We start from the raw sequence: 20,706 nt of genomic DNA, 5'->3' as shown, positions 1-20,706 counted from the left end.
AGGGCTGGTTTTTAGTAAAAGTAACGGATAGTGGTAACAAATTCGTAACGATCTGGGCTAAATCCGATTTTTCGAGTCAATCACTATAGTTACTGGTCCATCGTTAAGAAGAGAGACTTTCATATCGGCCCCAAACTCGCCCGTTTGAATCGGCTTGCCCAACAGGGATGTTAACTGATTAATCATGGCTTCGTAAAGCGGAATAGCAACCTCTGGCCTGGCGGCTTCAATAAAGCTGGGTCGGTTACCTTTTTTGGTGCTGGCCTGTAGGGTAAATTGGCTAATGAGCAGAACATCCCCACCTACAGCGGCTAAATCGAGATTCATTTTTTCCTGCTCATCATTGATTATTCGCATGCCGATTATTTTTCGGCTCAACCAGTCCACATCCTCCTGATTATCCGTATGCGTAATACCAAGCAAAACCAGAAACCCAATGCCTATCTGGCCTTTTACCTGATTATTGATAACAACTGAAGCCTGAGAAACGCGCTGGATAACCGCAATCATAAATCTACCTGTTAGTTAATGTTGTAAAAGTACAATTAGGTTAGCCAGAATCAATTTAGTAGACAATTTCATATGTATAAAAAAAATACAAAATGATGTATATATTTGTAACCCCTTGCAAGCGACATGAATATATATATTTTATTAAAGTCAATACGCTCCAGATAGTTATACATGGCAACGTATTTGCTCGCAAAATAAGAAATAGAAAAATAATAAAGCTCACTTAAACCCTTTACCGCTGTACGGGTCTTAAGCAGTACTCACGTTTACTGTAATATCCTTTTGATTTTGGGACACATGCGTAAAACATTACTTTTTTCACTAATTCTTGTCGGTGCAACTGTGGTTCTTGTCGTCTACTTCACACTGCTGATTGACTGGGTCGATCGTTATTTCGTCGATATGCACCGTCCTAATCAGCTTAAGGGGGTTCTGGAATCGGCGGCTTTACTGGTCTATGTCTATGCGGGTATTAAATTCTTCAATCGCCACGTTGGCTCCATGCGATAACAGCCGGACGGCTTGATAACTTTGCCCGCTTATTTCAGTTGACTGAGAAAGCAACGATGTAATTAACTCAACGTATGTGGTGGAAGAAAACGAAAGTATTTAGTAAACAACGACTAAAAGAAGCAAATCTGGACCCGGTTCCCTTTGTTAAGGAGCGGGTACGAAGTGAATTCGCCCGAACCGTGCTGGAACCACTGCCCATCACCCAAACTGATTTGGGCAATGAAGTCGAGTTTCAGGCTGATGCACTGGTCTTGAGTCTTCCTCAATGGCAAACTATTAAAGCAGACCTGCTGACGCTATCCGAAGCGGTTTCTCCCGCTCAGCGCGAAACCATTGCAAACGTTATTGCGACAATAGAAGCCGAGGGTGAATAAGTTTCTGACAAAGAGACGTTCCATTATTAAAAAGCCCCACGCAGTAGCTCATTATTACTACTGCGTGGGGCTTTTGTTTGCCAGGCTACTCATAAACGGACAGTTACCTCACCAGGTCTGGCCCCCGGAGGTATTTGTCGAGAAACTCACGTACGGCTTTATAGGCAGTAATCTCATTTTCTTTCTTTACAAACCCGTGCCCTTCGTCAGGAAAGGTGACGTACTCAACAGGAACACCGTTTTTCCTGACATTCGTGACAATCTCGTCCGATTCGATCTTCAACACACGCGGGTCATTAGCCCCCTGGATAACCAAAAGCGGCTTTTTGATCCGCTGGGTATGAAATAACGGCGACTTATTATAAAGTGCTACAGAGTCTGTTTTGGGATGGCCGATCTCTTTAAATAGGGCATCGCGTTGTGGACCCCACCATTCGGGCATACTGTTTAACGTTCGGAGCCAGTTGGCAACGCCAAAAATGTCAACGCCAACGGCAAAATCATCGGGTGTAAACGTAAGCCCGGCCAGGGTCATGTAGCCCCCATAAGAACCACCCATGATACCGATCTTAGCCGGGTCGACATAGCCGGTTGCCGTCAGGAACTTCTTCGATTCCACACAGTCTTTCAGGTCGGCTTCGCCGTGCTTGCGGTCGTCGGCGGCATAAAACGTTTTACCATAACCCGAACTGCCCCGGTTGTTGACCGCCAGCACCACATAACCGCTGTTTACCAGATACTGCACCAGGGGCGAGTAGTTCAGGCGGGTTTGACCACCCGGCCCGCCATGAATGGACAGAATAGCGGGAAGTTTTGCACCTGCACCGGCATCTTTGGGCTTATACAACAGAGCTGGTATTTCCATTCCATCAAATGATTTATACCGAATCACTTCGCCAGCCACCAGATCGTCGGGGTCAATATCCGGGTTCAGGCCCCGTACCAGAGGAGTCACTTTACCTGATTTAAAGTCGTACGAGTAAAGCGTGGCGGGTGAGTTGGAGCTATTCACATAAAACGTCATCCGGCCTTCACTATCGGTAATATTCACGCCGGTAACATCGCCACCGGGCAGGGCGGGGAGTTTAACGGGTTGATTCGTGCGCGTATCGATGATTTTGAGTTCAGTACGGGCGTCGTTATTGACCGATAGTACGCGGTAGCGCCCCCGGTGCGAGAGGTAATCACCCGAAATATCCCAGTTGGCTTTGTCGAGTACGGCACTCTGGCCGCTGGCTAAATCATAAGCTTTTACATACGCAAATTCATTGCCTTCATCCGTCGAAATCAGGAGCTTTTTCCCGTCGGGCGTAAATCCTTCCGGGCCATTATTTACATCTCCCTCATGTTTGGTGAGCAGTTTGGTTTCTTTCGTTTTTGTATCATACAGGTATACATCCCCGTTTGTTGTGGTGATGGTTTTTGCCAGCGCGATGTACCGTTTATCGGGCGATACATCGCCGGGGAAGAAGCCGCCGGGATTTTCGAACAGGAGTTTAGGCTTCATCGTCGCGATGTCCATTTCATACACATCGAAAGCCGCCCGGTTGCGCTGGTTGGATTGATAAAAGAAGCTTTTACGGTCGTGGCTTAACCCAGCAAATTGAAACTTCGCTTTTTCGGCGGGGGTCAGGTCGCTTACGGCGCCATCTTTTTCGCGCAGGTAGATGTGATTCAGTTCGTTACCTCCCTGGTCGCTGCTGTACAAAATCCGGCCGTCGGGTAGGTAACCCAGCACATAAATGGCATTAGTGGTCGACCTGGTCAGTTGCTTCGGCTGACCACTGCCATCAAATGGAACCTCGTAAAGATTAAAGACCCCATCCTGATTACTACTAAACAGAACCGTCTTTTCGTCGGGCGAAATGTCGGACCCGCCAAAACGAATGGTTTTCATGAACTGCTCAATTGTGTACTTTCGGACGGCCGCTGGCTTCGGCGCTGGACCGGCCAGAACCATACTTGAAAGTACAGACAGGCTTAGCAAAAGCCAGACTCGTTTGCTGAATTGTGTTTTCATGGACAGGAAGTTTGAGTAGACGTACCATCATCGCCAGCGTACACACGGAGCGATTTCAACAAATTTGACGAATTAAGCGGACGCTCAGCCGCTCTGGACAATTATTTCAATGAATGATTTGAGTAAAAGGTCATCTGGCTCTTTCTCAAGCCATAGACTTTTGATTATTCGTGAGTTTCCCGTGGCAATGTCCTTACAGCAGCCCAGGTACTAACCCTTTTCTGGTCTACCGGGAAGCTTATTGTGAAGCTAATAGTACTAAAGTGTTAAGAGCTAGGGCCCGTTGATAAACTATCGGTAACAATGAGTAATTTTACAGCGCTTTACTTACTATTAGTTGTTGTGACTTGTTTCCGAATTACCGTTTGTCTGCTTGTAAGTTTCCTTGTTCCGGCCTTTACTGGCTCACTTGCTCAAACAGCTCTAACTCCGTCCTCTCCCTGGGGCACCTGGTTTATTGGTACAATTCAGTTACCTACTGGCCCGAAAAAGTGGGGTGGCTTTGCTGAAGTTCAAGGCCGTGCGAATGGCGTATTCAGCCAGTTTTTCTATAATGAACTGAAAGGTGGGGTCAGCTACGACCTCGATAAAAACTTTACGCTGACACTGGCAGGCGGTCGATACGCTACCTATGACTACAAGGTGCTGTCTGATGGACCACTTAACTCGGAGAAACGCCTGTGGGAACAGCTCATCATAAACCAGTACCTGACCCGACTGAAGTTCGAGCACCGGTATCGAGTGGAGCAGCGCTGGTTTACATTTCGGGATGGCAGCACGCCATTTCGGAGCCGTATTCGCTACCGGCTCAATATGTTTATTCCATTTAACCATCGCACCGTTACGGAAAAGACAACGTTTATGTCGATTTTCAACGAGATTTTCCTGAACCCGGTCGGACCAACTTTTGAGCGAAACCGACTTTATGCGGGGGTCGGTTATCAATTCGACAAGCAGTGGATTGTTCAACTTGGCTGGGTAAATCAGACCAATTACAACTCGGCCACCTTCGATCAGGGGGTTTTCACACCCCAATTGGCAACGGGGAAAAACAACATTGTTATTAACCTGACCTACCGGATCAAACGCAGAAGTACGTCCGAACGGCTACCAACTCAGCCCGATTAGTTATTGGTTATTGAAAAATAATCCGACCTACTCATTAACCAATAACTAACTCACCACTTTCGTGATACGGAAGCAGTGAATACCTGCCGTTTCCTGATAAGAGATGCTCAACCCGTAGCTGTCGCCGATTTGCCGGATAATGGATAGCCCCAGCCCTACAGAGTCAGTCCCGGCGCTCTCTTTCTTGAATCGCTCGAAGAGTCGCTCCGGTGAAGAGGTTAACGGACCGCCGGTATTACTCAGACAGAGCTGATCTTTTGTTGACACAAGGTCGATCCGTCCGTGTGGATGATTGTGTTTGATGGCGTTGTTGACCAGATTCATCACCAAACTATCGGCCAGCGATACCGGAAGCTGCACCTCAAACGGCTCCGTTCGCTGCACATTGACAGACAATTGCTTAAACGACAGCACCTCGTCCATATCTGATAATTTCTCGCTCAAGAGGGCCGACAGATCGACGGGCTGGCTGTCGCTGAACTGCCGGTTTTCGATCTTGGCGAGCAACAGCAACCCCTGATTTAAGCGCGATATTCGGCGGGACGCCTGATAAATACGCTCAATCCAGTGCGTTTGTGTTTCGGTCAACTGCTCATTCTGAATGAGTTGCTCCACGGTGGCGTTAATGAGCGCCAGGGGCGTTTGCATTTCGTGGGAGGCATTCTCGGTAAACTCTTTCAAGCTCCGGTAGTCCTGTTGCATTTTGTCGGCCATTTTCTGCAATGCATCGTTTAGCTCCCGAAACTCGGTTATCTCGGGTTTGTCCAGTGTCAGTGCTGTTACGCTGCTGAGGTCAAATCGTTTTAATCGGGATAATGTATCGTAAAAAGGAAGCCAGAGCCGCCCCGACAATTTGCCCTGAAACCAGAAATTCCCCACCAGTAGTAAACCCAGAAAAAGCAGCATGGCCACCGTAATTACTTCGATAAGCCGGTAGGTCTGGATCAGCGATTTACGGATCTCGACCCGGTGTATTTTGCCCTGAATTGACTCATAAAAAGTTAACTGCCGAAAGGGGATCAGTTCATCGTCGTACCGATTCAGGATGAGCGTATCGGTAAATATCTCAAGGGAAATCGGAGGCACCTCTCCCCTGACGGGCGTAACGTTGATTTTATTCTCAACGAAATACGGAATATTCGACCAGGCATTGTGCGCCCGGACGTACGCTTCGAAATCCCGCCGTTCGACCCGCAGCCGGTTTTCGACTTCATCGTAGATCACCAACCGGATAATCTGGTAAAAGGCAATGGCCGTAAGCAGGTAGATAACCAGCGAAAAAGTCAGATAAATGCGGTTGGTTTTGGCGAGGAGTTTCACGGCTGACTGAATTTATAGCCGATACCATAAATGGATTGTATATAATCGGCGGCTCCTTTTTCCAGCAATTTCCGGCGCAGGTTTTTAATGTGCGAGTACACCATATCAAACGAATCGGCGGAGTCGATGTTATCGCCCCAAAGATGCTCGGCGATAGAGGCTTTGGTGAGCGCCACATCCACATTAGACAGGAAGTAGAGCAGCAAATCATACTCCTTCCGCGACAGAGCCGCAGGTTGTCCGTTCACAAACACGTTGCGCGTGTGCGGCACCACCACGATTTCCTGAAACCGGATTTCGGTATGCCCGCCAAACTGCCGCCGACGCAGCAGTGACTTCACCCGGGCGTTCAGTTCCGAGAGGTGAAAGGGTTTGGTGAGGTAATCGTCCGAGCCGATCTCCAGCCCTTTCAGTTTATCTTCCAGGGCATCCCGCGCCGAAATGATGATGACTCCCGTAGTAACAAGGAGTCGTTTGAGGGCTTCGATGATCTGGAAGCCGTTGCCGTCGGGCAGGGTCAGGTCGACGATCACACAATCATACGTATAGAGGTGTATTTTCTCTTCGGCTTCGCGGAAGGTAGCCGCCGTTTCGCACACGTAGCCGTCTTTCACCATATAGTCGGTGATGCTTTCGGCCAGCCCCTGTTCATCTTCTACCACCAGTACTTTCATCGCGTTGCCAATCGTAACAGACGGCTAAAGTAAGCGGCAATGTTGGAAAGATTTGGGAAAAGTGGAGCAGATACAGGGAGTCGTGTGGGTTATTCGTCAATAGCTCACACGACTCCCTGTATCTGCTCTGCTAAAGCCTTTCTGCAAAATACACCATGGCTTTGTTCAAAAAAGCTGCGTATTCCGGATTAGACTGACCGTCCTGGGTTGTATATCGGGGGTCGTCGATATACAGTTGAGCCAGTCCTTTATAAGCGTCGGCCATGTTTCGGCTCCGGCAAACCGACTCGCCCCAGAAGCCCCGGATGTTGGCATAATGCCGGGCAATCTGCTGTTGAACAGCCCCGCTGGTTGGGTCCAGGTGCAGCATTGCCGCCAGTGCCTGGGCAATTTCCTGCTGATCGGCCTTTAGCTTGGTAAAATCGGGTTTCCCCATCCTGCGTAGCTTTTCCTCCGACTCCTCAACAACCTGACTGCCGTATTTTTCAATGGCTTCTTTTCTATAGACATCCCCTTTTGGGAAACCCTGGTATAATTCTTCGTTGGTTAACATAACTCGTTCTCCTTTTAACGTTAAAATCGTTTTGTCAATCGTCACGAGCAGCGTTGTGAGTCGTTCCTGTCTGAGCTTCAGCGCCTGTTTATGAGTTTCGAGGGCGGTCAGCACATTGAAGTCCGGCGCATCCAGCACGGCCTGTATCTCGGCCAGTGAGAAATCCAGTTCCCTGTAAAAGAGAATCTGCTGTAGCCGTATCAACTCTTTTTCGCCATACAAACGGTACCTGGCCTCGGTACGAATGGATGGCTTTAACAGGCCCAGACGGTCATAATGGTGCAGCGTGCGCACGCTGACACCGGCTAATTTCGCCAGCTTTTTCACTGAATATTCCCGCATAAACACATCGTTGCTGAGTGACGAAACAAAAGTAGGCTATGACGTAAGGGGAGAGTCAAGGAAAACTTTCAGTTTTTTTACTATTCACCCCTAGCCTCCTGGGCAGGCAGACGAAACCAAGGTAATAGGGCGTTTCAGATACAACCTAACGAGCAGATTGACAGCCGAATAATTTACGTATTCCACCATGACTCAGGGAAACACATGAACCAGCGAAAAACCCAACACCAACGACCAGCCTGGCTTTTCGCCGTCCTTTTCCTGAGCCTGTCGGGTCATTTACGGGCACAGTTTACCAGTACGATAAGCGGATTCTTCCCTAAGGAATGGGCGGGCAAACAGGCGATGGTAGTGGCCAAACCCCTTCATGGCCCAACTGTTATCGACACCACGACCATCGTGAACCGCAGCGCCACCTTCACCCTAAAACTTACCGAACCCTGCGCGGCTTACCTTTGGGTCGATGGTCGTAAAGAAGATATTCAATTTTTTATCGACTCGCCTAAGCTGTCGATCGGAGTGGAGTCAGGTACTTTTCAGCCGCCTATGATTACCGGTTCAGCCAGCAGCGAAACTTGGGCCGATCAGCTTACCCGTTCAAAGCAAGGGCGGGACCTTGAACCGGATGACCAACTGGCGATGATGAACGCTCTGCTGACGGGCGATTCACTCACGGCTTTTACCCTCGAATATACGCTGGATTCGTTGCGAATGCTTGACCGAAATGATCTGGCGAACCTGATCCTCGAACAGCCGACGCTGGCATCCAGTTGGTACCTGTTCGCGTCAAGTTCGTTCTCTTACCCGCAAACACTGGCTTTATTCAACAGCCTGTCAACGTTTGCTTCGTACCCCTCCTACCAGCGCATCAAAGCCGAACTGGCGCAAAAACAATTGGGTCGCAAATCACCCGATTTTAGTCTGCCGACCGCCAATGGGAAAGCCACCCGATTATCTGAACTGACCAATCGGTTTATTCTGATCGACTTCTCCATGCGGAATCTGGTTGGCTGCCGCAGGCGTCAGTTCGATCTAAAAAAGCTGTACGAGAAGTATCGCCCGCTGGGACTCGAACTAGTTACGGTATCCGTCGAATTTGACAAACCGTACGGGCAGGATACCTTGACGAAGTTTCCACTGCCCTGGATTCAGGTACAGGATTTTATGGATGCTCCGCTTATTACGAGAGACTTTGCCGTAAAGAATATGCCCGACAACGTCCTGCTCGACGCCAACAAAATCATGATTGGCCGGGATCTGTCCATTCAGGAGTTGACCGCCATGCTGGAGCAGTTGGTAAAGAAATAGGGTTTATACGGCCCGAGAATTTAGAAACTTGTCATTAAATATCTTTAACAAATAGCGAAATGCCCTATTTGCCGTTGCTTTTATTGTTGACAATCACCGGCCTGACTCAAGCACAGGAAATCACGCCGAAGCTTAGTCAGGACCCAGTCTTTTCCACCGTTCTGAACCGTCGTTTAAAATACCCCCGCCAGGCGGAGTGGTCAAGCAAGTACGGCCGGGTTTTTGCTGAATTTACGGTTGACGAAAAGGGGCGTGTTAAAGCTATTTCGATTCTCAATCATAGTGCTGAATGGGCCTATGCCGGTCTTGAGCCAACGGTAGTAAACGCGCTAAAAAAACTACCTCCGCTCAGCTTACAGTATACGGGCCGTTACATTCTTCCTGTTTCGTTTACCCTGGTGGATTATCGCCAACAGAATACGGCCCTAGCTCCTACCAATCAACTGTATGTTCAGGACTTGGCGGGCCGGGTTGTTTTGAACGAAATTACCGTAACGGGTAGTACGGTCAATAGTAAAGAACGTGTTGAAGCAGCCGATAAAAACGTATCGTATTAGTCGATTTTACAAGCTACAGCTTTCGGCTACCAACGGCCCCCTAAATACCGACGAATGGGCTCATCATAAACAAGCAGTACCAGATAGGCAAAAGCGCCAAGAAAAATAGTTCCGGAAACTAGCGGCTCAATAAACGTTCATTTTTTCACATTTCCTCGCATCGCCCTGTTTCGCTTGTCCCCTTATTATCCCGCTTATGGAATAATAAAGTAGACAGTCGGCCGCTCGGCTACTTTTGCTGAACGAGATTTTATACCGGATTAACAGGCTTACGGATATGACTACTTATTCAAGACGTACGTTTATGGAGCAAATTGGCTGGGGTCTGGGAGCCTCCCTAACCTTAGCATCACTTCCGGCCATGGCTCGGGAACGAGCGGGCGTCATGGACAATAAAAAACTGAACATTGCCCTCTGCGGATTAGGCCGGTATGCCAATGTACTCAAAGGCGGGCTAGCCGCGTCGCAATCCTGCCGTCTGGCGGGTATCGTTACGGGTACACCCACCAAAGCGGCTCAGTGGCAGAGCGAGTTTAGGATACCGGACAAGAATAGCTATACCTACCAGAATTTCGATCAGATCGTTAGCAATCCGGACATTGATCTGGTATATATCACCCTCCCCAACGGCCTGCATAAAGAATTTACCCTGCGTGCCGCTAAAGCGGGTAAGCATGTTATCGTCGAAAAGCCGATGGCGTTTACCGAGAAAGACTGCCAGGAAATGATTGATGCCTGCCGAAAAGCCGGTGTCCAGTTAGCGGTAGGTTACAGGTTGCACTACGACCCGCACCACATTGAACTAAAGCGATTGGGGCAGCATAAAGTCTTCGGACAGGTGCGCCTGATCGAGGCTTCGTTAGGGTATCGGCTAGCTGGCATACCTCCCGACGACTGGCATTTGAAAAAAGCCATAGCGGGCGGTGGGCCGCTAATGAACCTTGGGGTTTACTGCGTTCAAAGCAGCCGTTACGTGCTAGGAGAAGAACCCGTGGCGGTTACGGCTCAATTTGGGCCAGTCACTATGCCCGATTTGTTTAAAGAGGTGGAAGAAAATATCACCTGGCAGTTGTATTTCCCAAGTGGGGCCATCTGCACCTCATCGTGCACCTCGAATTGCAACGTTGATCGATTTTATGCCTCGGCCGATGAGGGCTATTTTGAACTGCAACCTGCCCTAAGCTATGGTCCTTTTAAAGGCCGAACCAGCCAGGCAGCGTTTAACTTTCCGGTTGTCAATCAGCAGGCGGCTCAACTGGACGACATTGCCCGACATATACTGGCGAATAAGCCCTTACCTGCCCACATATCCGGAGAAGAAGGCCGGAAAGATATGCGCGTGATCGAAGGCATTTACCAGGCAGCAACCAGCGGCCAAAAAGTAGACTTGACGTCCTGAACAGGTCATTTCGGCATTCATTTCTCCAAAATTTTGCTCAATCTTTCGGCCAGACGGCCTTTTTCCCAAATGTTTCCAAATTTGGGTTCGTGCTTTGCCATCACTCGACCGGGTACTTGTTTTAGAAACGGCCGGGTAGTTGTGCATGAACCACGCATTTTTTCCCGGTGCCCGACAGCGGCTTTATAAACGCTTCCCGCACCCAAAACAAACGGGCTGGCTCCTGCTACTGGGAGCAAGCCTGCTCTCGCTCCCCTCTTCTATGGGACAGTCGCTGAACCTCAAACAGGTCGTCGAGCAGAGCGTTCGGCAGTACCCGTTCCTGAAAGCCAAACAGGCGGAGGTCAGCAGTGCCCAGCGACGGGTGCAGGCCAGCCAGACGGAGCTGCTACCGGTGGTTATCCTTCAGGATCAGTACACCTACGCCACCAGCAACAGCCTGAATAACTCGTTCTTCCCCAACGAAGGCACCAATATCTCTACTTCCGGCGGGGTGCGCCCAATGGCGATTTCACAGGCCAGTTTTGGCAGTTATACCAGCGCCACCATCGAATGGCGGGCCATCACGTTCGGGCGGATCAAAGCCAATGTGGGCGTTGCCAAAGCCGACCTGCAACGGAGCGAGGTCGATTACGAAAACGAAATCTTCCAGCATCAGGTCCGTACCATCGATGCCTATTTGCTGCTGCTCATCAACCAGAAGCTGGTTCAGATTCAGCGCAGTAATCTGGATCGGGCACAAACGTTCAAACGGGTGGTCGATGCGGGCGTTCGGTCGGGGATGCGGGCGGGCGTCGATAGTTCGCTGGCTACGGCCGAGGCCATTCGGGCGCGGCTGCTTCTCCTAAACAGCCAGCAACAGGAACAGGTGCAGCGACTGCGGCTCTCCGAACTGGCGGGGCAGCTTCAGAACGACATGCAGGTAGACAGTATGCGTTTTTATACTTCCCTTCCAAACGGCACGTTCGTATCTGATTCGCTCTCACCCAAGAACCCGACGTTACGGCTGTTTCAATCGCAGATAAACCTGTCGGCGGCTCGTAGTCTGGCCACACAACGATCAGGAATGCCGCTGATCTCGCTGGTTGGGGCGGGCAATGCGCGGGGTTCGGGCTTCTCCAACCAGGGCGATATTTTCCAGACAAATCAGCTTAACGGACTCGGCTATCAGGTAGGCAATTATCTGGTGGGGGTGGTGGCCCGGTGGAATCTGACCAACATGCTGCGTGTCCGGCAGGATTACAAAGCCGACCTCTATCAGGTGGAGCAGTCACGGCAGTTACTGAACACCCAGCGGTTACAGATTACCCGACAGTATCAGGAAGCCGACACCCAATACCAGGTTGCGCTGGAACAGGCCCGGCAGGCGCCCATCCAGCTACAGGCCGCCCGACAGGCTTACAATCAGGCAAAATCGCGCTACGAAAGCGGCCTGACCGACTTACCCACCTTATTGCAAAGTGTCCTGACGCTCAACCGCGCCGAGGTCGATGGCTACGTGGCCGTCAGCAATGTATGGCGGTTTCTGCTCCTGAAAGCTGCCGCCGACGGGGATTTGTCGCTATTTATGAATCAGATCTTGTAAAGACGCAATCCTTTGCAGCTCTGCGTCAGCTAAAACCATCCGGGTCAAGACGCAAGGTATTGCGTCTCTACACAAAATATTATGTACAACATCATTCGTTCTGCGCTTCGTAAACCCATTTCGGTGGTCGTGGCGGTTTTGGGGCTTCTGTTTTTTTCGGTGATGTCGCTGTTTACCATTCCGGTCGACATTTTCCCGAATCTCGATTTGCCCACCATTTATGTGGTACAACCCTACGGCGGCATGGCTCCCGATCAGATGGACGGGTTCATTGCCACCCGTTATCAGGACCACTTTCTGTATGTGTCGGGTATCCGGGACATCGACGTGAAAACCATTCAGGGGTTATCGCTTATCAAACTGTCGTTCTATCCGGGTACCGATATGGCCCAGGCAGCCGCCGAAGTAGCCAACAACGTATCTCGTGCGAAAGCCTATATGCCGGAGGGAACGGTGCCGCCCCAGGTGGTGCGATTCGATGCCAGTTCGGTGCCGGTGGGGCAGCTGGTTTTTGAGAGCCAGAGCCGCTCGCTGAACGAGATTCAGGATTATGCCTCCTCGCGGGTGCGGCCGATGTTCTCGCGCATTCCGGGCGTGTCCAGTCCCCCACCCTTCGGCGGTAACCAGCGTACGGTCGTTATCAAGGTCAATCCGCAACTGGTTCGCAGTTATCAGCTCACGCCCGAAGAGGTTATCAAGTCGATCATTACCAATAACCAGCCTTCGCCAGCGGGTAACATCCGCATTGGCGACAAAGCCCTGATGACGCCGGTAAACTCACTGGTCAGACGCCCCGAAGATTTCCTGAACATCCCCATCCGGGTAGGCTCCGGCCCCACGGTGTTCGTTCGGGACGTGGGTACGGTAGAAGATGGTGCCGACGTAACGGTGAGCTACGCGCTGGTCAATGGCCGACGGGCGGTGTATATCCCGGTGGTCAAAAAATCGGACGCATCTACCCTAGACGTGGTGAACAACATCCGAAAAGCCCTGCCGGAACTGCGGGCTGCGGTGCCGGAAGATGTCAAGATTTCGTATGAGTTCGACCAGTCGGTGTACGTGACCAACGCTCTGAAAAGCCTCGTGACAGAAGGTATTTTGGGTGCCGTGCTGACGGGCTTGATGGTGCTGCTCTTCCTCCGCGACTGGCGCAGTGTGATCATCGTAGTGGTGACCATCCCGATTTCGATTCTGTCGGCGGTGATCATGCTCAACCTGTGCGGCCAGACGATCAACATCATGACGCTGTCGGGGTTGGCGCTGGCCATCGGAATTCTGGTCGACCAGGCCACGGTGACGATTGAAAATATCCACCAGCATTTGGAGACCGGCAAGCCCAAAGCGGTAGCCATCTGGGATGCCTGTAAAGAGATCGTTTTTCCGGAATTTCTGATCCTGCTGGCGATTCTGGCCGTTTTCGCTCCGGCCTTCGTCATGAGTGGCGTACCTCGATCCATGTTCCTGCCGCTGTCGCTGTCGGTGGGTTTCGCCATGATTGCGTCGTTCCTCCTCTCGCAAACGTTCGTGCCCGTACTGGCCAACTGGCTGCTGAAAAGTCATCCCCCCCACGAAGCGCCCACGCTGGCCCTCGACGCGCGGGAACGGCACACCATGCTGGACGAAGGGGCTCATCCGGTAGCGAACGCCAAAGGGTTCGAGAAGTTTAAACAGCGGTACGCTTCCCTGCTCGAAAAAGTACTCAATCAACGCGGCCTGGTCGTGGGCGGCTACCTGGCAGGTACTATTGCCATTATTGTGGTGTGTTTCATGGTCATCGGAACGGATATTTTACCCCACGGCAACAGTCACCAGTTTCAGATGCGCCTGCGCATTCCCGATGGAACACGCGTGGAGCGAACCGAAATGGCTACGCTGAAAGTACTTGACATTATCAAGGAAGCCGTGGGGAAAGACGCGGTCGAGATTTCATCGGCTTACGTCGGCACAGTTCCATCGAGTTACGGTACCTCCAACATTTTCGTCTTCAACAGCGGCCCCCACGAAGCCGTATTGCAGGTGTCGCTCAAGGAAGATCATCCCGTACAGATGGACGACCTGAAAGAGGAACTTCGAACCCGAATTGCCAAAGCGTTACCAACGGCCAATATTTCCTTCGAGCCCATCGAGCTAACCGAAAAAATCATGAGTCAGGGCGCATCGACCCCCATCGAGGTGACCGTAGCGGCCAAAGACCTGACTGAAGCGGGCCGTTTTGCCAATAAAATCCGGGAGCGAATGGCGAAAATCGACTTCCTGCGCGACGTTCAGATTGCCCAGCCACTGGCCTACCCGGTGCTTAAAGTAACCATGAACCGCGAACGGGCGGGACAGTTGGGCGTTACCTCCACGCAGGTGGCCCGCTCAATGGTGGCGGCAACTTCGTCCAGTCGCTTTACGGATAAAAACCTGTGGCTCGATGAGTCGAAAGGACTGGCCTATCAGGTGCAGGTGCAGATTCCGGAATACCAGATGAGCAGCGCCAGCGACATTGGCAACATCCCGCTGAAAAGTGGCGAGATGCACCCGCTGCTATCCGACGTAGCTACGTTTTCGGAAAGTACGGCCCCCGGTGAGTACGACCGCGCCGGGCCAAACCGACTCGTAACCATCACGGCTAATTTACAGAAGAAGGACCTCGGCACCGCCCGCAAAGCCGTCGAACAGGCCATCAAAGAAGCGGGTGAACCGCCCCGTGGTGTACTCGTTGAACTGGGTGGGCAAACCAACCTGCTGGCCGATACGCTGAGCAGTCTGCAAACGGGTCTGCTCGTGGCCATCGTCATCATCTTCCTGCTGCTGGCGGCCAACTACCAGTCGTTCAAACTATCGCTGGTGATTCTGGCGGCTATCCCGGCGGTAGTGGCGGGGGCGTTGCTGATGCTGCTGGCCTGTGGCGCAACGCTCAACCTGCAATCGTACATGGGTCTGATCATGTCGGTAGGCGTGTCGGTGGCCAACGCCATTCTGATGGTGACCAACGCCGAAAACCTGCGACTCGAAATCGGTGATACCCGACGGGCGGTGGTGCTGGCGGCCAACAGCCGGATTCGACCCATCCTGATGACCAGTATCGCGATGATTGCCGGGATGGTGCCGATGGCGTCGGGCCTTGGCGAAGGGGGCGACCAGATTGCCCCGCTTGGTCAGGCCGTTATTGGCGGACTGATAGCCTCCACCCTGGCGGCTTTGCTGATTCTGCCGTGCGTGTTCACCCAGTTTCAGGCCAAAGCCACCACGCAGTCGGTATCCCTTGACCCCGACGATCCGGAAAGCAAATATTACCATCGGGAGCTTAGCTCTATACATTGATTAGTACGGCTCAAAAATCATCAATATGAAACTGCTTATAATACTATTTGGAATTACCACCCTTGCCCTCGGGTTTACGGCCTGCTCAACGGCCAGCAGCGATAACAAACCGACTGCGACCAAAGAGCCAGACATTCAACAGGTTGAAGTGACGTCGGTACAGGCTTTGCAACCCAGCAACCGCGTTACCTTACCGGGCGAATTGAAGCCCTGGAACCGGGTCAATATGTACGCGAAAGTGAAAGGCTTCGTCCGCGATGTGACCGTAGACCGGGGCACCACTGTTCGTAAAGGGCAGGTACTGGCCCGACTCGATGCGCCCGAAATTATCTCCGAACTCAGCCAGGCGCAGGCGCAGGTTCAGGCGCAGGAGGCTACGCTGGTGGAGCAAACAACGCGGGCCCGCGCCAGTAAACTGACGTACTCCCGGCTGGTACAAACGGCGAAGATGGAAGGAGCCGTGTCGGCCAATGAACTCGATCAGGCACTGGCAAAAATGCAGGGCGACAGCGCCATGGTGGCCGTAGCGCGGGGCACGGTTCAGGCGGCCCGCTCCAATTACCAGGCCAAAACGGAACTTCGGCAATACCTGACCATTACCGCGCCGTTTGACGGTATGGTCATCGAGCGGAACATCAGCCCCGGCGCATTGGTTGGCGCGGGTGATGGCGGAAAACCGCTGTTCGTGCTGGAAGACAGCCGGACGTTACGCCTGACGGTTGCCATTCCGGAAACATTTGCCAATCAGCTTCCGAAAAAAAGCGCCGTTTCGTTCTCCGTCAACGCCATGCCCGATCGCCGGTTCAACGCAAAGCTGGCCCGTTCGGCCGAGAGTCTGGTGGAAACGAATCGGGCTATGATGGCGGAATTTGACGTGGCCAATGCAGCGCATGAACTTAAATCGGGCATGTACGCCGAGGTACTGATGCCCGTGGAGCGGTCGGGCAAAACGCTCTTTGTCCCGACCACATCGGTCGTTAGTTCGAGCGAAAAGATGTTTGTGATCAAGGTAAACGACAACCGGGCGCAATGGGTATCGGTTCAGAAAGGCAACGTTGTGGACAGTCTGGTGGAAGTATTCGGCGATTTACAGGCGGGTACGCCCATCGTGAAGAAGGCTTCGGAAGAAATTCGGGATGGGCAGGCCATCAAGACCGTTCGGAAGTAAGTATGCGGGGCAGGGTATTAAAATAAGGCTGAAACTGTCCAAAAGAAACAAACCTTTTTGTCTGGTTAGTGTATTATTTCTAATCAATTCGGAAATTCAATACACTATGTCTTTTACGTCAGGCCATCCCGAGGACTTACTCATCGATGCCGCCCGCAAGGGCGATACTACCTACATAAATCAACTTCTGGAAGCGGGTGTCAACGTTAATTACCAGAACGGAAAGGGGTTTACGCCCCTGATCATAGCCGCCTACGATGGACAGCTGGAAGCGGTAAAAGCCCTACTCGCGGCCGATGCCGACGTCAATATGCAGGATGCGAGCGGTAATACAGCCTTAATGGGCGTTTGCTTCAAAGGCTACCCCGAAGTAGCCAAACTCCTGATCGAGCACGGTGCCGACTTGAATATACAGAACGGCAACGGCGGTACCGCCCTGATGTTTGCCACTTTATTTGGCCGTAATCAATTGGTAAAACTGGTTCTGGAACAGGGTGCAGATACCACAATCCAAGACTTTAGAGGCCTAACTGCACTGGATTTAGCCGTTCAGCAGGGCAACGAAGAAGCCTGGCAGTTACTTCGGGGATAGTTAATGGTTAATGGTTAATGGTTAATGGTTAATGGTTAATGGTTAATGGTTAATGGTTAATGGTTAATGGTTAATGGTTAATGGTTAATGGTTAATGGTTAATGGTTAATGGTTAATGGTTAATGGAAAATAGTCCAACCTCAGAACTATCTACTCGCTAACCAATAACTATTAACTAATCACCATTAACTAATAACCAACAACTACTTACCACCCGGCCGCGTGGGGCGAACCTCAATCTTGCTGGGGAGCGTGCGGGCGGGCATGTGAATCAGGTCGGACACGATCTGGCCGATGTCTTCGGGCTGGATTTTCCAGGCGTCTTTTTCACTTGGCTGGTGGTCGTTGAAATAGGTGGCTACCGAGCCGGGCATGATGGTCGTTACTTTGATGCCTTCGCTACGCAGATCGAGCATGATAGCCTGCGAGAAACCCACCAGTCCAAACTTGCTGGCGTTATAGGCCGCTCCCTTCTCAAAGAAATTAGTCCCCGCCAAGCTGGCGATGGAAATAAAGTACCCTTCGGTTGCTTTCAGTGCGTCCAGCGTAGCTTTGGCCGTATAGAATACCCCAGTCAGGTTGATGTCGATGGTTTCGTGCCACTGCTCTGGGGTCAGTTCCTGAATAGAAGCAAAATGACCGACACCCGCATTGGCAATCACATAATCGAGTTGCCCCCACTGCGCTAGAATAGTCTCTACCGCTTTCTGCTGCGATGCCAGGTCGCGCACATCAGCAGCAAGGCCAAGCGCATAGCCCGGCTTGATCTCATTTAGTTTAGCTGCCGCTAGCTCTGCCGCTACGGACGAGCGGCTGGTGATTGCAACCTTAATGCCTTCATTAATCAGTACTTCGGCAATACCGTAACCGATGCCTTTCGAGCCGCCCGTAATGAGAGCGGTTTTACTGTTATCTGCCATAATTAAAACGACAATTAAAATACGTCATGTCTTAAAACAACCCGGTTATAAGCGTGAAAGTTTTTCTTGTCCAGGTACTCTTTATACTCATCCGGATCAGAATTGATGCGAGGCCATTATCTTAAATTGACAAGAAGCCTATAGAACACGTCAATCTCTACCACAAGCATACTTCCGGGGTGCCAACTGCTACTTAATACGGGAAATTTCACGTACTATCCGCGATAAATTGGATGCACTTTTGGCATTTGCAACGCATCGACCCATCTATCTAAAATACCATGAACCTATCCACCCACTTTTCGCTACAGGAAATGACGTTAAGTCAGACAGCCATTCGGAATGGTATCAAGAACATACCGAACGCCAAGCAGATTTCCAACTTAAAGGAACTGTGCCTCAATATCTTAGAACCTCTTCGCACACTGGTCGGTAAGCCAATCCATGTTACTTCCGGCTTCAGAAACCCAATTGTCAATTCATTAATAAGCGGGTCGTCAACCAGTCAACACATGAAAGGGGAAGCTGCAGATATTCATGTAGAAGGACTTACAACCCAGGAGCTGTTTGACATCATTCGAACGTCGGATCTGCCTTACGATCAGCTTATTCAGGAGTTTGACTCCTGGGTTCATGTTTCATTCTCGGCCAAAACGAGAAGAGATACCCTGGTTGCCACCAAAGGCCTAAACAACAAGACAATAATGACCCGAATTGCCTGACCTTACTCAAGTACGCGATTTCCGTATTCTTCAACGGCAACCAATTTAATTATCAGGCCGCTGTGCGGTAAACTTTATCTGGACAGACCAAACGTCTTTGTCTTTGCCGACGGTCTGGCTGTCGGCAAAGACAAAGACGTTTCTTTATAGCCTTCCCCGAAAAGGGAAATGATAATCGATTACAGGAGTGTACATGATAGAAACCAGGTAAAGTTTCGTAATCTTTGACCTCTGCTTTCATATCAGCCAACCGCCAGGAGTACACATTCAGAACGCCTGATTTAAACGATCGTCATGTCTATTTACCCATCTAAAACCGGTTTATCAACCCGAACACTGGGTTTAGTAGTCGCCGGTATGCTCACCGGCAGCACACTTTATGCCCAACCCGGCGCACCCAAAGCCAACGATTCGACAACGCCCCTGCACCTGTTACAACCCGATTATCCGGTGCCTTACGGCCAACCTAAACCGGAGGACGTCACGAAGGTTATCAACCGAATTTATACGTATCTGGACGCTAATACCCCAACGCAGCTTATCGACAAAGAGACGAAAAAAGATATTGCTCCGGGCGGCTCCTTCAATCCCAATGCCATTTTTAAACCCGGCGACTTCCGCCTGATCAGCTACGAGTGGGGCGTTACGTATGCCGGTATGCTACTCGCCAGCGAAGCCACCGGCGACTCCCGCTATGCCGACTATACCAACAAACGACTTGAGTTCATTTCTGAGCAAGTGCCCTATTTCCGCGCTCAGGTAACGGCCGACCCAAAAGCCAATACGCCCATGCGATCGGTGCTGGCTCCGCACGCCCTGGACGATGCCGGGGCCATGTGTGCCGCTATGATCAAAGCCAGTCGCGCCGGGGGTGTGAAAGCCAATCTGCGGCCTATGATCGACAATTACATCAATTACATTCAGACCAAAGAGTATCGTTTGGCCGATGGTACGCTGGCCCGGAACCGTCCACAACCCAATACGCTTTGGCTCGATGATTTATTTATGAGCGTACCGGCACTGGCGCAAATGGGCAAGCTTACCGGCGACCGAAAGTACTTCGACGAAGCCGTAAAACAAGTCACGCAGTTCTCGAAACGGATGTTCAACCAGCAGAAAGGGTTGTATATGCACGGCTGGGTTGAGGGCATGAGTGTACACCCGGAATTTCACTGGGCGCGGGCCAATGGCTGGGGTATTCTGACGGCCGTTGAACTACTGGACGCTCTCCCCACCAATCACCCCGGCCGACCGGCTATGCTGGACTTACTGAAAGCCCACGCCAAAGGGCTGGCCGCTCAGCAATCGGGTTCGGGTTTCTGGCACCAGTTGCTCGACCGCCACGATTCGTATCTGGAAACATCGGCAACGGCCATTTATGTATATGCCTTTGCTCATGCTATCAACCAGGGCTGGCTCGACCCGCTGGCTTATGCGCCCGCTACGCTGCTCGGCTGGAATGCGATGTCAACAAAAGTAACAGACAAAGGACAGGTTGAAGGGGTTTGTGTAGGTACGGGCATGGGCTTCGATCCAGCTTTTTATTACCACCGGCCCATCAACCCTTATGCGGCTCATGGCTACGGACCTGCTTTACTGGCCAGCGCCGAAGTGCTGAAGCTGCTCAAGAACAAGACGTTTGAGATCAATGACAGCTCGCTGCAACTAACGCTAAAAAAATAGACAGTTTACTTACCTTCCAGTTACCA

18 protein-coding genes are annotated in these 20,706 nt (G+C 51.2%); 12 read left to right on the top strand and 6 right to left on the bottom strand.

The genetic code is table 11. The annotated features are described in order from the left end of the window. Positions 1-57 precede the first annotated feature (57 nt). On the bottom strand, positions 58-510 hold the full coding sequence (dtd, locus tag CRO74_RS01265; RefSeq protein WP_097124196.1) for a D-aminoacyl-tRNA deacylase: 453 nt from the start codon (positions 508-510) through the stop codon (positions 58-60). A gap of 345 nt (positions 511-855) precedes the next feature. Here dtd and CRO74_RS31440 point away from each other — a divergent pair, with 345 nt between their 5' ends. Beyond that, positions 856-1,023, top strand: coding sequence for a hypothetical protein (locus CRO74_RS31440; protein WP_179830094.1), 168 nt, complete (start codon positions 856-858; stop codon positions 1,021-1,023). Between the two features lie 74 nt (positions 1,024-1,097). Beyond that, positions 1,098-1,400: a hypothetical protein gene (locus CRO74_RS01255; RefSeq protein WP_097124194.1), complete on the top strand. Its 303-nt coding sequence runs from the start codon at positions 1,098-1,100 to the stop codon at positions 1,398-1,400. Between the two features lie 103 nt (positions 1,401-1,503). Here the strand turns inward: CRO74_RS01255 and CRO74_RS01250 are convergent, their stop codons facing one another. Beyond that, positions 1,504-3,420 carry a S9 family peptidase gene (locus CRO74_RS01250; protein WP_245877723.1) on the bottom strand — a complete coding sequence of 639 codons (1,917 nt, stop codon included), beginning with the start codon at positions 3,418-3,420 and terminating at the stop codon, positions 1,504-1,506. A gap of 303 nt (positions 3,421-3,723) precedes the next feature. On the opposite strand from CRO74_RS01250, the gene CRO74_RS01245 reads away from it, so the two are divergent. After that, positions 3,724-4,548, top strand: coding sequence for a DUF2490 domain-containing protein (locus CRO74_RS01245; protein WP_097124193.1), 825 nt, complete (start codon positions 3,724-3,726; stop codon positions 4,546-4,548). Between the two features lie 45 nt (positions 4,549-4,593). Here CRO74_RS01245 and CRO74_RS01240 read toward each other — a convergent pair whose 3' ends face one another. The 3 genes from CRO74_RS01240 to CRO74_RS01230 form a co-directional block, all read right to left on the bottom strand. Continuing rightward, complete coding sequence (locus CRO74_RS01240; RefSeq protein WP_097124192.1) at positions 4,594-5,868, bottom strand: sensor histidine kinase; 1,275 nt, start codon at positions 5,866-5,868, stop codon at positions 4,594-4,596. Next, on the bottom strand, positions 5,865-6,542 hold the full coding sequence (locus CRO74_RS01235) for a response regulator transcription factor (RefSeq protein ID WP_097124191.1): 678 nt from the start codon (positions 6,540-6,542) through the stop codon (positions 5,865-5,867). Before CRO74_RS01235 ends, CRO74_RS01240 begins: the two co-directional genes overlap by 4 nt. Before the next feature lie 130 nt (positions 6,543-6,672). Further along, complete coding sequence (locus CRO74_RS01230) at positions 6,673-7,437, bottom strand: MerR family transcriptional regulator (protein ID WP_097124190.1); 765 nt, start codon at positions 7,435-7,437, stop codon at positions 6,673-6,675. 204 nt (positions 7,438-7,641) lie between these two features. Here CRO74_RS01230 and CRO74_RS01225 point away from each other — a divergent pair, with 204 nt between their 5' ends. From CRO74_RS01225 to CRO74_RS01195, 7 genes are all read left to right on the top strand, one after another. Further along, complete coding sequence (locus tag CRO74_RS01225) at positions 7,642-8,745, top strand: TlpA disulfide reductase family protein (RefSeq protein WP_097124189.1); 1,104 nt, start codon at positions 7,642-7,644, stop codon at positions 8,743-8,745. A gap of 59 nt (positions 8,746-8,804) precedes the next feature. Further along, positions 8,805-9,302: a TonB family protein gene (locus CRO74_RS01220; RefSeq protein WP_097124188.1), complete on the top strand. Its 498-nt coding sequence runs from the start codon at positions 8,805-8,807 to the stop codon at positions 9,300-9,302. Between the two features lie 277 nt (positions 9,303-9,579). Then, complete coding sequence (locus CRO74_RS01215) at positions 9,580-10,701, top strand: Gfo/Idh/MocA family protein (protein ID WP_097124187.1); 1,122 nt, start codon at positions 9,580-9,582, stop codon at positions 10,699-10,701. A gap of 145 nt (positions 10,702-10,846) precedes the next feature. After that, on the top strand, positions 10,847-12,286 hold the full coding sequence (locus CRO74_RS01210; RefSeq protein ID WP_245877722.1) for a TolC family protein: 1,440 nt from the start codon (positions 10,847-10,849) through the stop codon (positions 12,284-12,286). A gap of 81 nt (positions 12,287-12,367) precedes the next feature. Further along, entirely contained in the window at positions 12,368-15,595 is a 3,228-nt protein-coding gene (locus tag CRO74_RS01205; protein ID WP_097124186.1) for an efflux RND transporter permease subunit, read from the top strand. 25 nt (positions 15,596-15,620) lie between these two features. Beyond that, positions 15,621-16,763: an efflux RND transporter periplasmic adaptor subunit gene (locus CRO74_RS01200; protein ID WP_097124185.1), complete on the top strand. Its 1,143-nt coding sequence runs from the start codon at positions 15,621-15,623 to the stop codon at positions 16,761-16,763. A 106-nt stretch (positions 16,764-16,869) separates the two neighbouring features. Then, on the top strand, positions 16,870-17,355 hold the full coding sequence (locus tag CRO74_RS01195) for an ankyrin repeat domain-containing protein (protein ID WP_097124184.1): 486 nt from the start codon (positions 16,870-16,872) through the stop codon (positions 17,353-17,355). 203 nt (positions 17,356-17,558) lie between these two features. Here CRO74_RS01195 and CRO74_RS01190 read toward each other — a convergent pair whose 3' ends face one another. Beyond that, complete coding sequence (locus tag CRO74_RS01190; RefSeq protein WP_097124183.1) at positions 17,559-18,275, bottom strand: SDR family oxidoreductase; 717 nt, start codon at positions 18,273-18,275, stop codon at positions 17,559-17,561. Positions 18,276-18,556: 281 nt separating this feature from the next. On the opposite strand from CRO74_RS01190, the gene CRO74_RS01185 reads away from it, so the two are divergent. Both CRO74_RS01185 and CRO74_RS01180 read left to right on the top strand, forming a co-directional pair. Beyond that, a complete protein-coding gene (locus tag CRO74_RS01185) occupies positions 18,557-18,997 on the top strand; it encodes a D-Ala-D-Ala carboxypeptidase family metallohydrolase (RefSeq protein WP_097124182.1) in 441 nt (146 codons plus the stop codon). A gap of 294 nt (positions 18,998-19,291) precedes the next feature. Next, a complete protein-coding gene (locus CRO74_RS01180) occupies positions 19,292-20,680 on the top strand; it encodes a glycoside hydrolase family 88/105 protein (RefSeq protein ID WP_097124181.1) in 1,389 nt (462 codons plus the stop codon). Positions 20,681-20,706: the final 26 nt, after the last annotated feature.

This window comes from Spirosoma fluviale (genome assembly GCF_900230225.1).
Classification (GTDB): Bacteria; Bacteroidota; Bacteroidia; order Cytophagales; family Spirosomataceae; genus Spirosoma; species Spirosoma fluviale.
The sequence above is the reverse complement of the archived record's forward strand: the minus strand, read 5'-3'. Positions and strand labels throughout refer to the sequence as shown.

Coding starts and splice junctions, on each gene's coding strand:
- CRO74_RS01200 (WP_097124185.1), top strand. CDS start 15,621: ATGAAACTGCTTATAATACTATTTGGAATTACCACCCTTGCCCTCGGG.
- CRO74_RS01180 (WP_097124181.1), top strand. CDS start 19,292: ATGTCTATTTACCCATCTAAAACCGGTTTATCAACCCGAACACTGGGT.
- CRO74_RS01190 (WP_097124183.1), bottom strand. CDS start 18,275: ATGGCAGATAACAGTAAAACCGCTCTCATTACGGGCGGCTCGAAAGGC.
- CRO74_RS01185 (WP_097124182.1), top strand. CDS start 18,557: ATGAACCTATCCACCCACTTTTCGCTACAGGAAATGACGTTAAGTCAG.
- dtd (WP_097124196.1), bottom strand. CDS start 510: ATGATTGCGGTTATCCAGCGCGTTTCTCAGGCTTCAGTTGTTATCAAT.
- CRO74_RS01220 (WP_097124188.1), top strand. CDS start 8,805: ATGCCCTATTTGCCGTTGCTTTTATTGTTGACAATCACCGGCCTGACT.
- CRO74_RS01205 (WP_097124186.1), top strand. CDS start 12,368: ATGTACAACATCATTCGTTCTGCGCTTCGTAAACCCATTTCGGTGGTC.
- CRO74_RS01230 (WP_097124190.1), bottom strand. CDS start 7,437: ATGCGGGAATATTCAGTGAAAAAGCTGGCGAAATTAGCCGGTGTCAGC.
- CRO74_RS01235 (WP_097124191.1), bottom strand. CDS start 6,542: ATGAAAGTACTGGTGGTAGAAGATGAACAGGGGCTGGCCGAAAGCATC.
- CRO74_RS01195 (WP_097124184.1), top strand. CDS start 16,870: ATGTCTTTTACGTCAGGCCATCCCGAGGACTTACTCATCGATGCCGCC.
- CRO74_RS01225 (WP_097124189.1), top strand. CDS start 7,642: ATGAACCAGCGAAAAACCCAACACCAACGACCAGCCTGGCTTTTCGCC.
- CRO74_RS01215 (WP_097124187.1), top strand. CDS start 9,580: ATGACTACTTATTCAAGACGTACGTTTATGGAGCAAATTGGCTGGGGT.
- CRO74_RS01255 (WP_097124194.1), top strand. CDS start 1,098: ATGTGGTGGAAGAAAACGAAAGTATTTAGTAAACAACGACTAAAAGAA.
- CRO74_RS01245 (WP_097124193.1), top strand. CDS start 3,724: ATGAGTAATTTTACAGCGCTTTACTTACTATTAGTTGTTGTGACTTGT.
- CRO74_RS01250 (WP_245877723.1), bottom strand. CDS start 3,420: ATGAAAACACAATTCAGCAAACGAGTCTGGCTTTTGCTAAGCCTGTCT.
- CRO74_RS01210 (WP_245877722.1), top strand. CDS start 10,847: ATGAACCACGCATTTTTTCCCGGTGCCCGACAGCGGCTTTATAAACGC.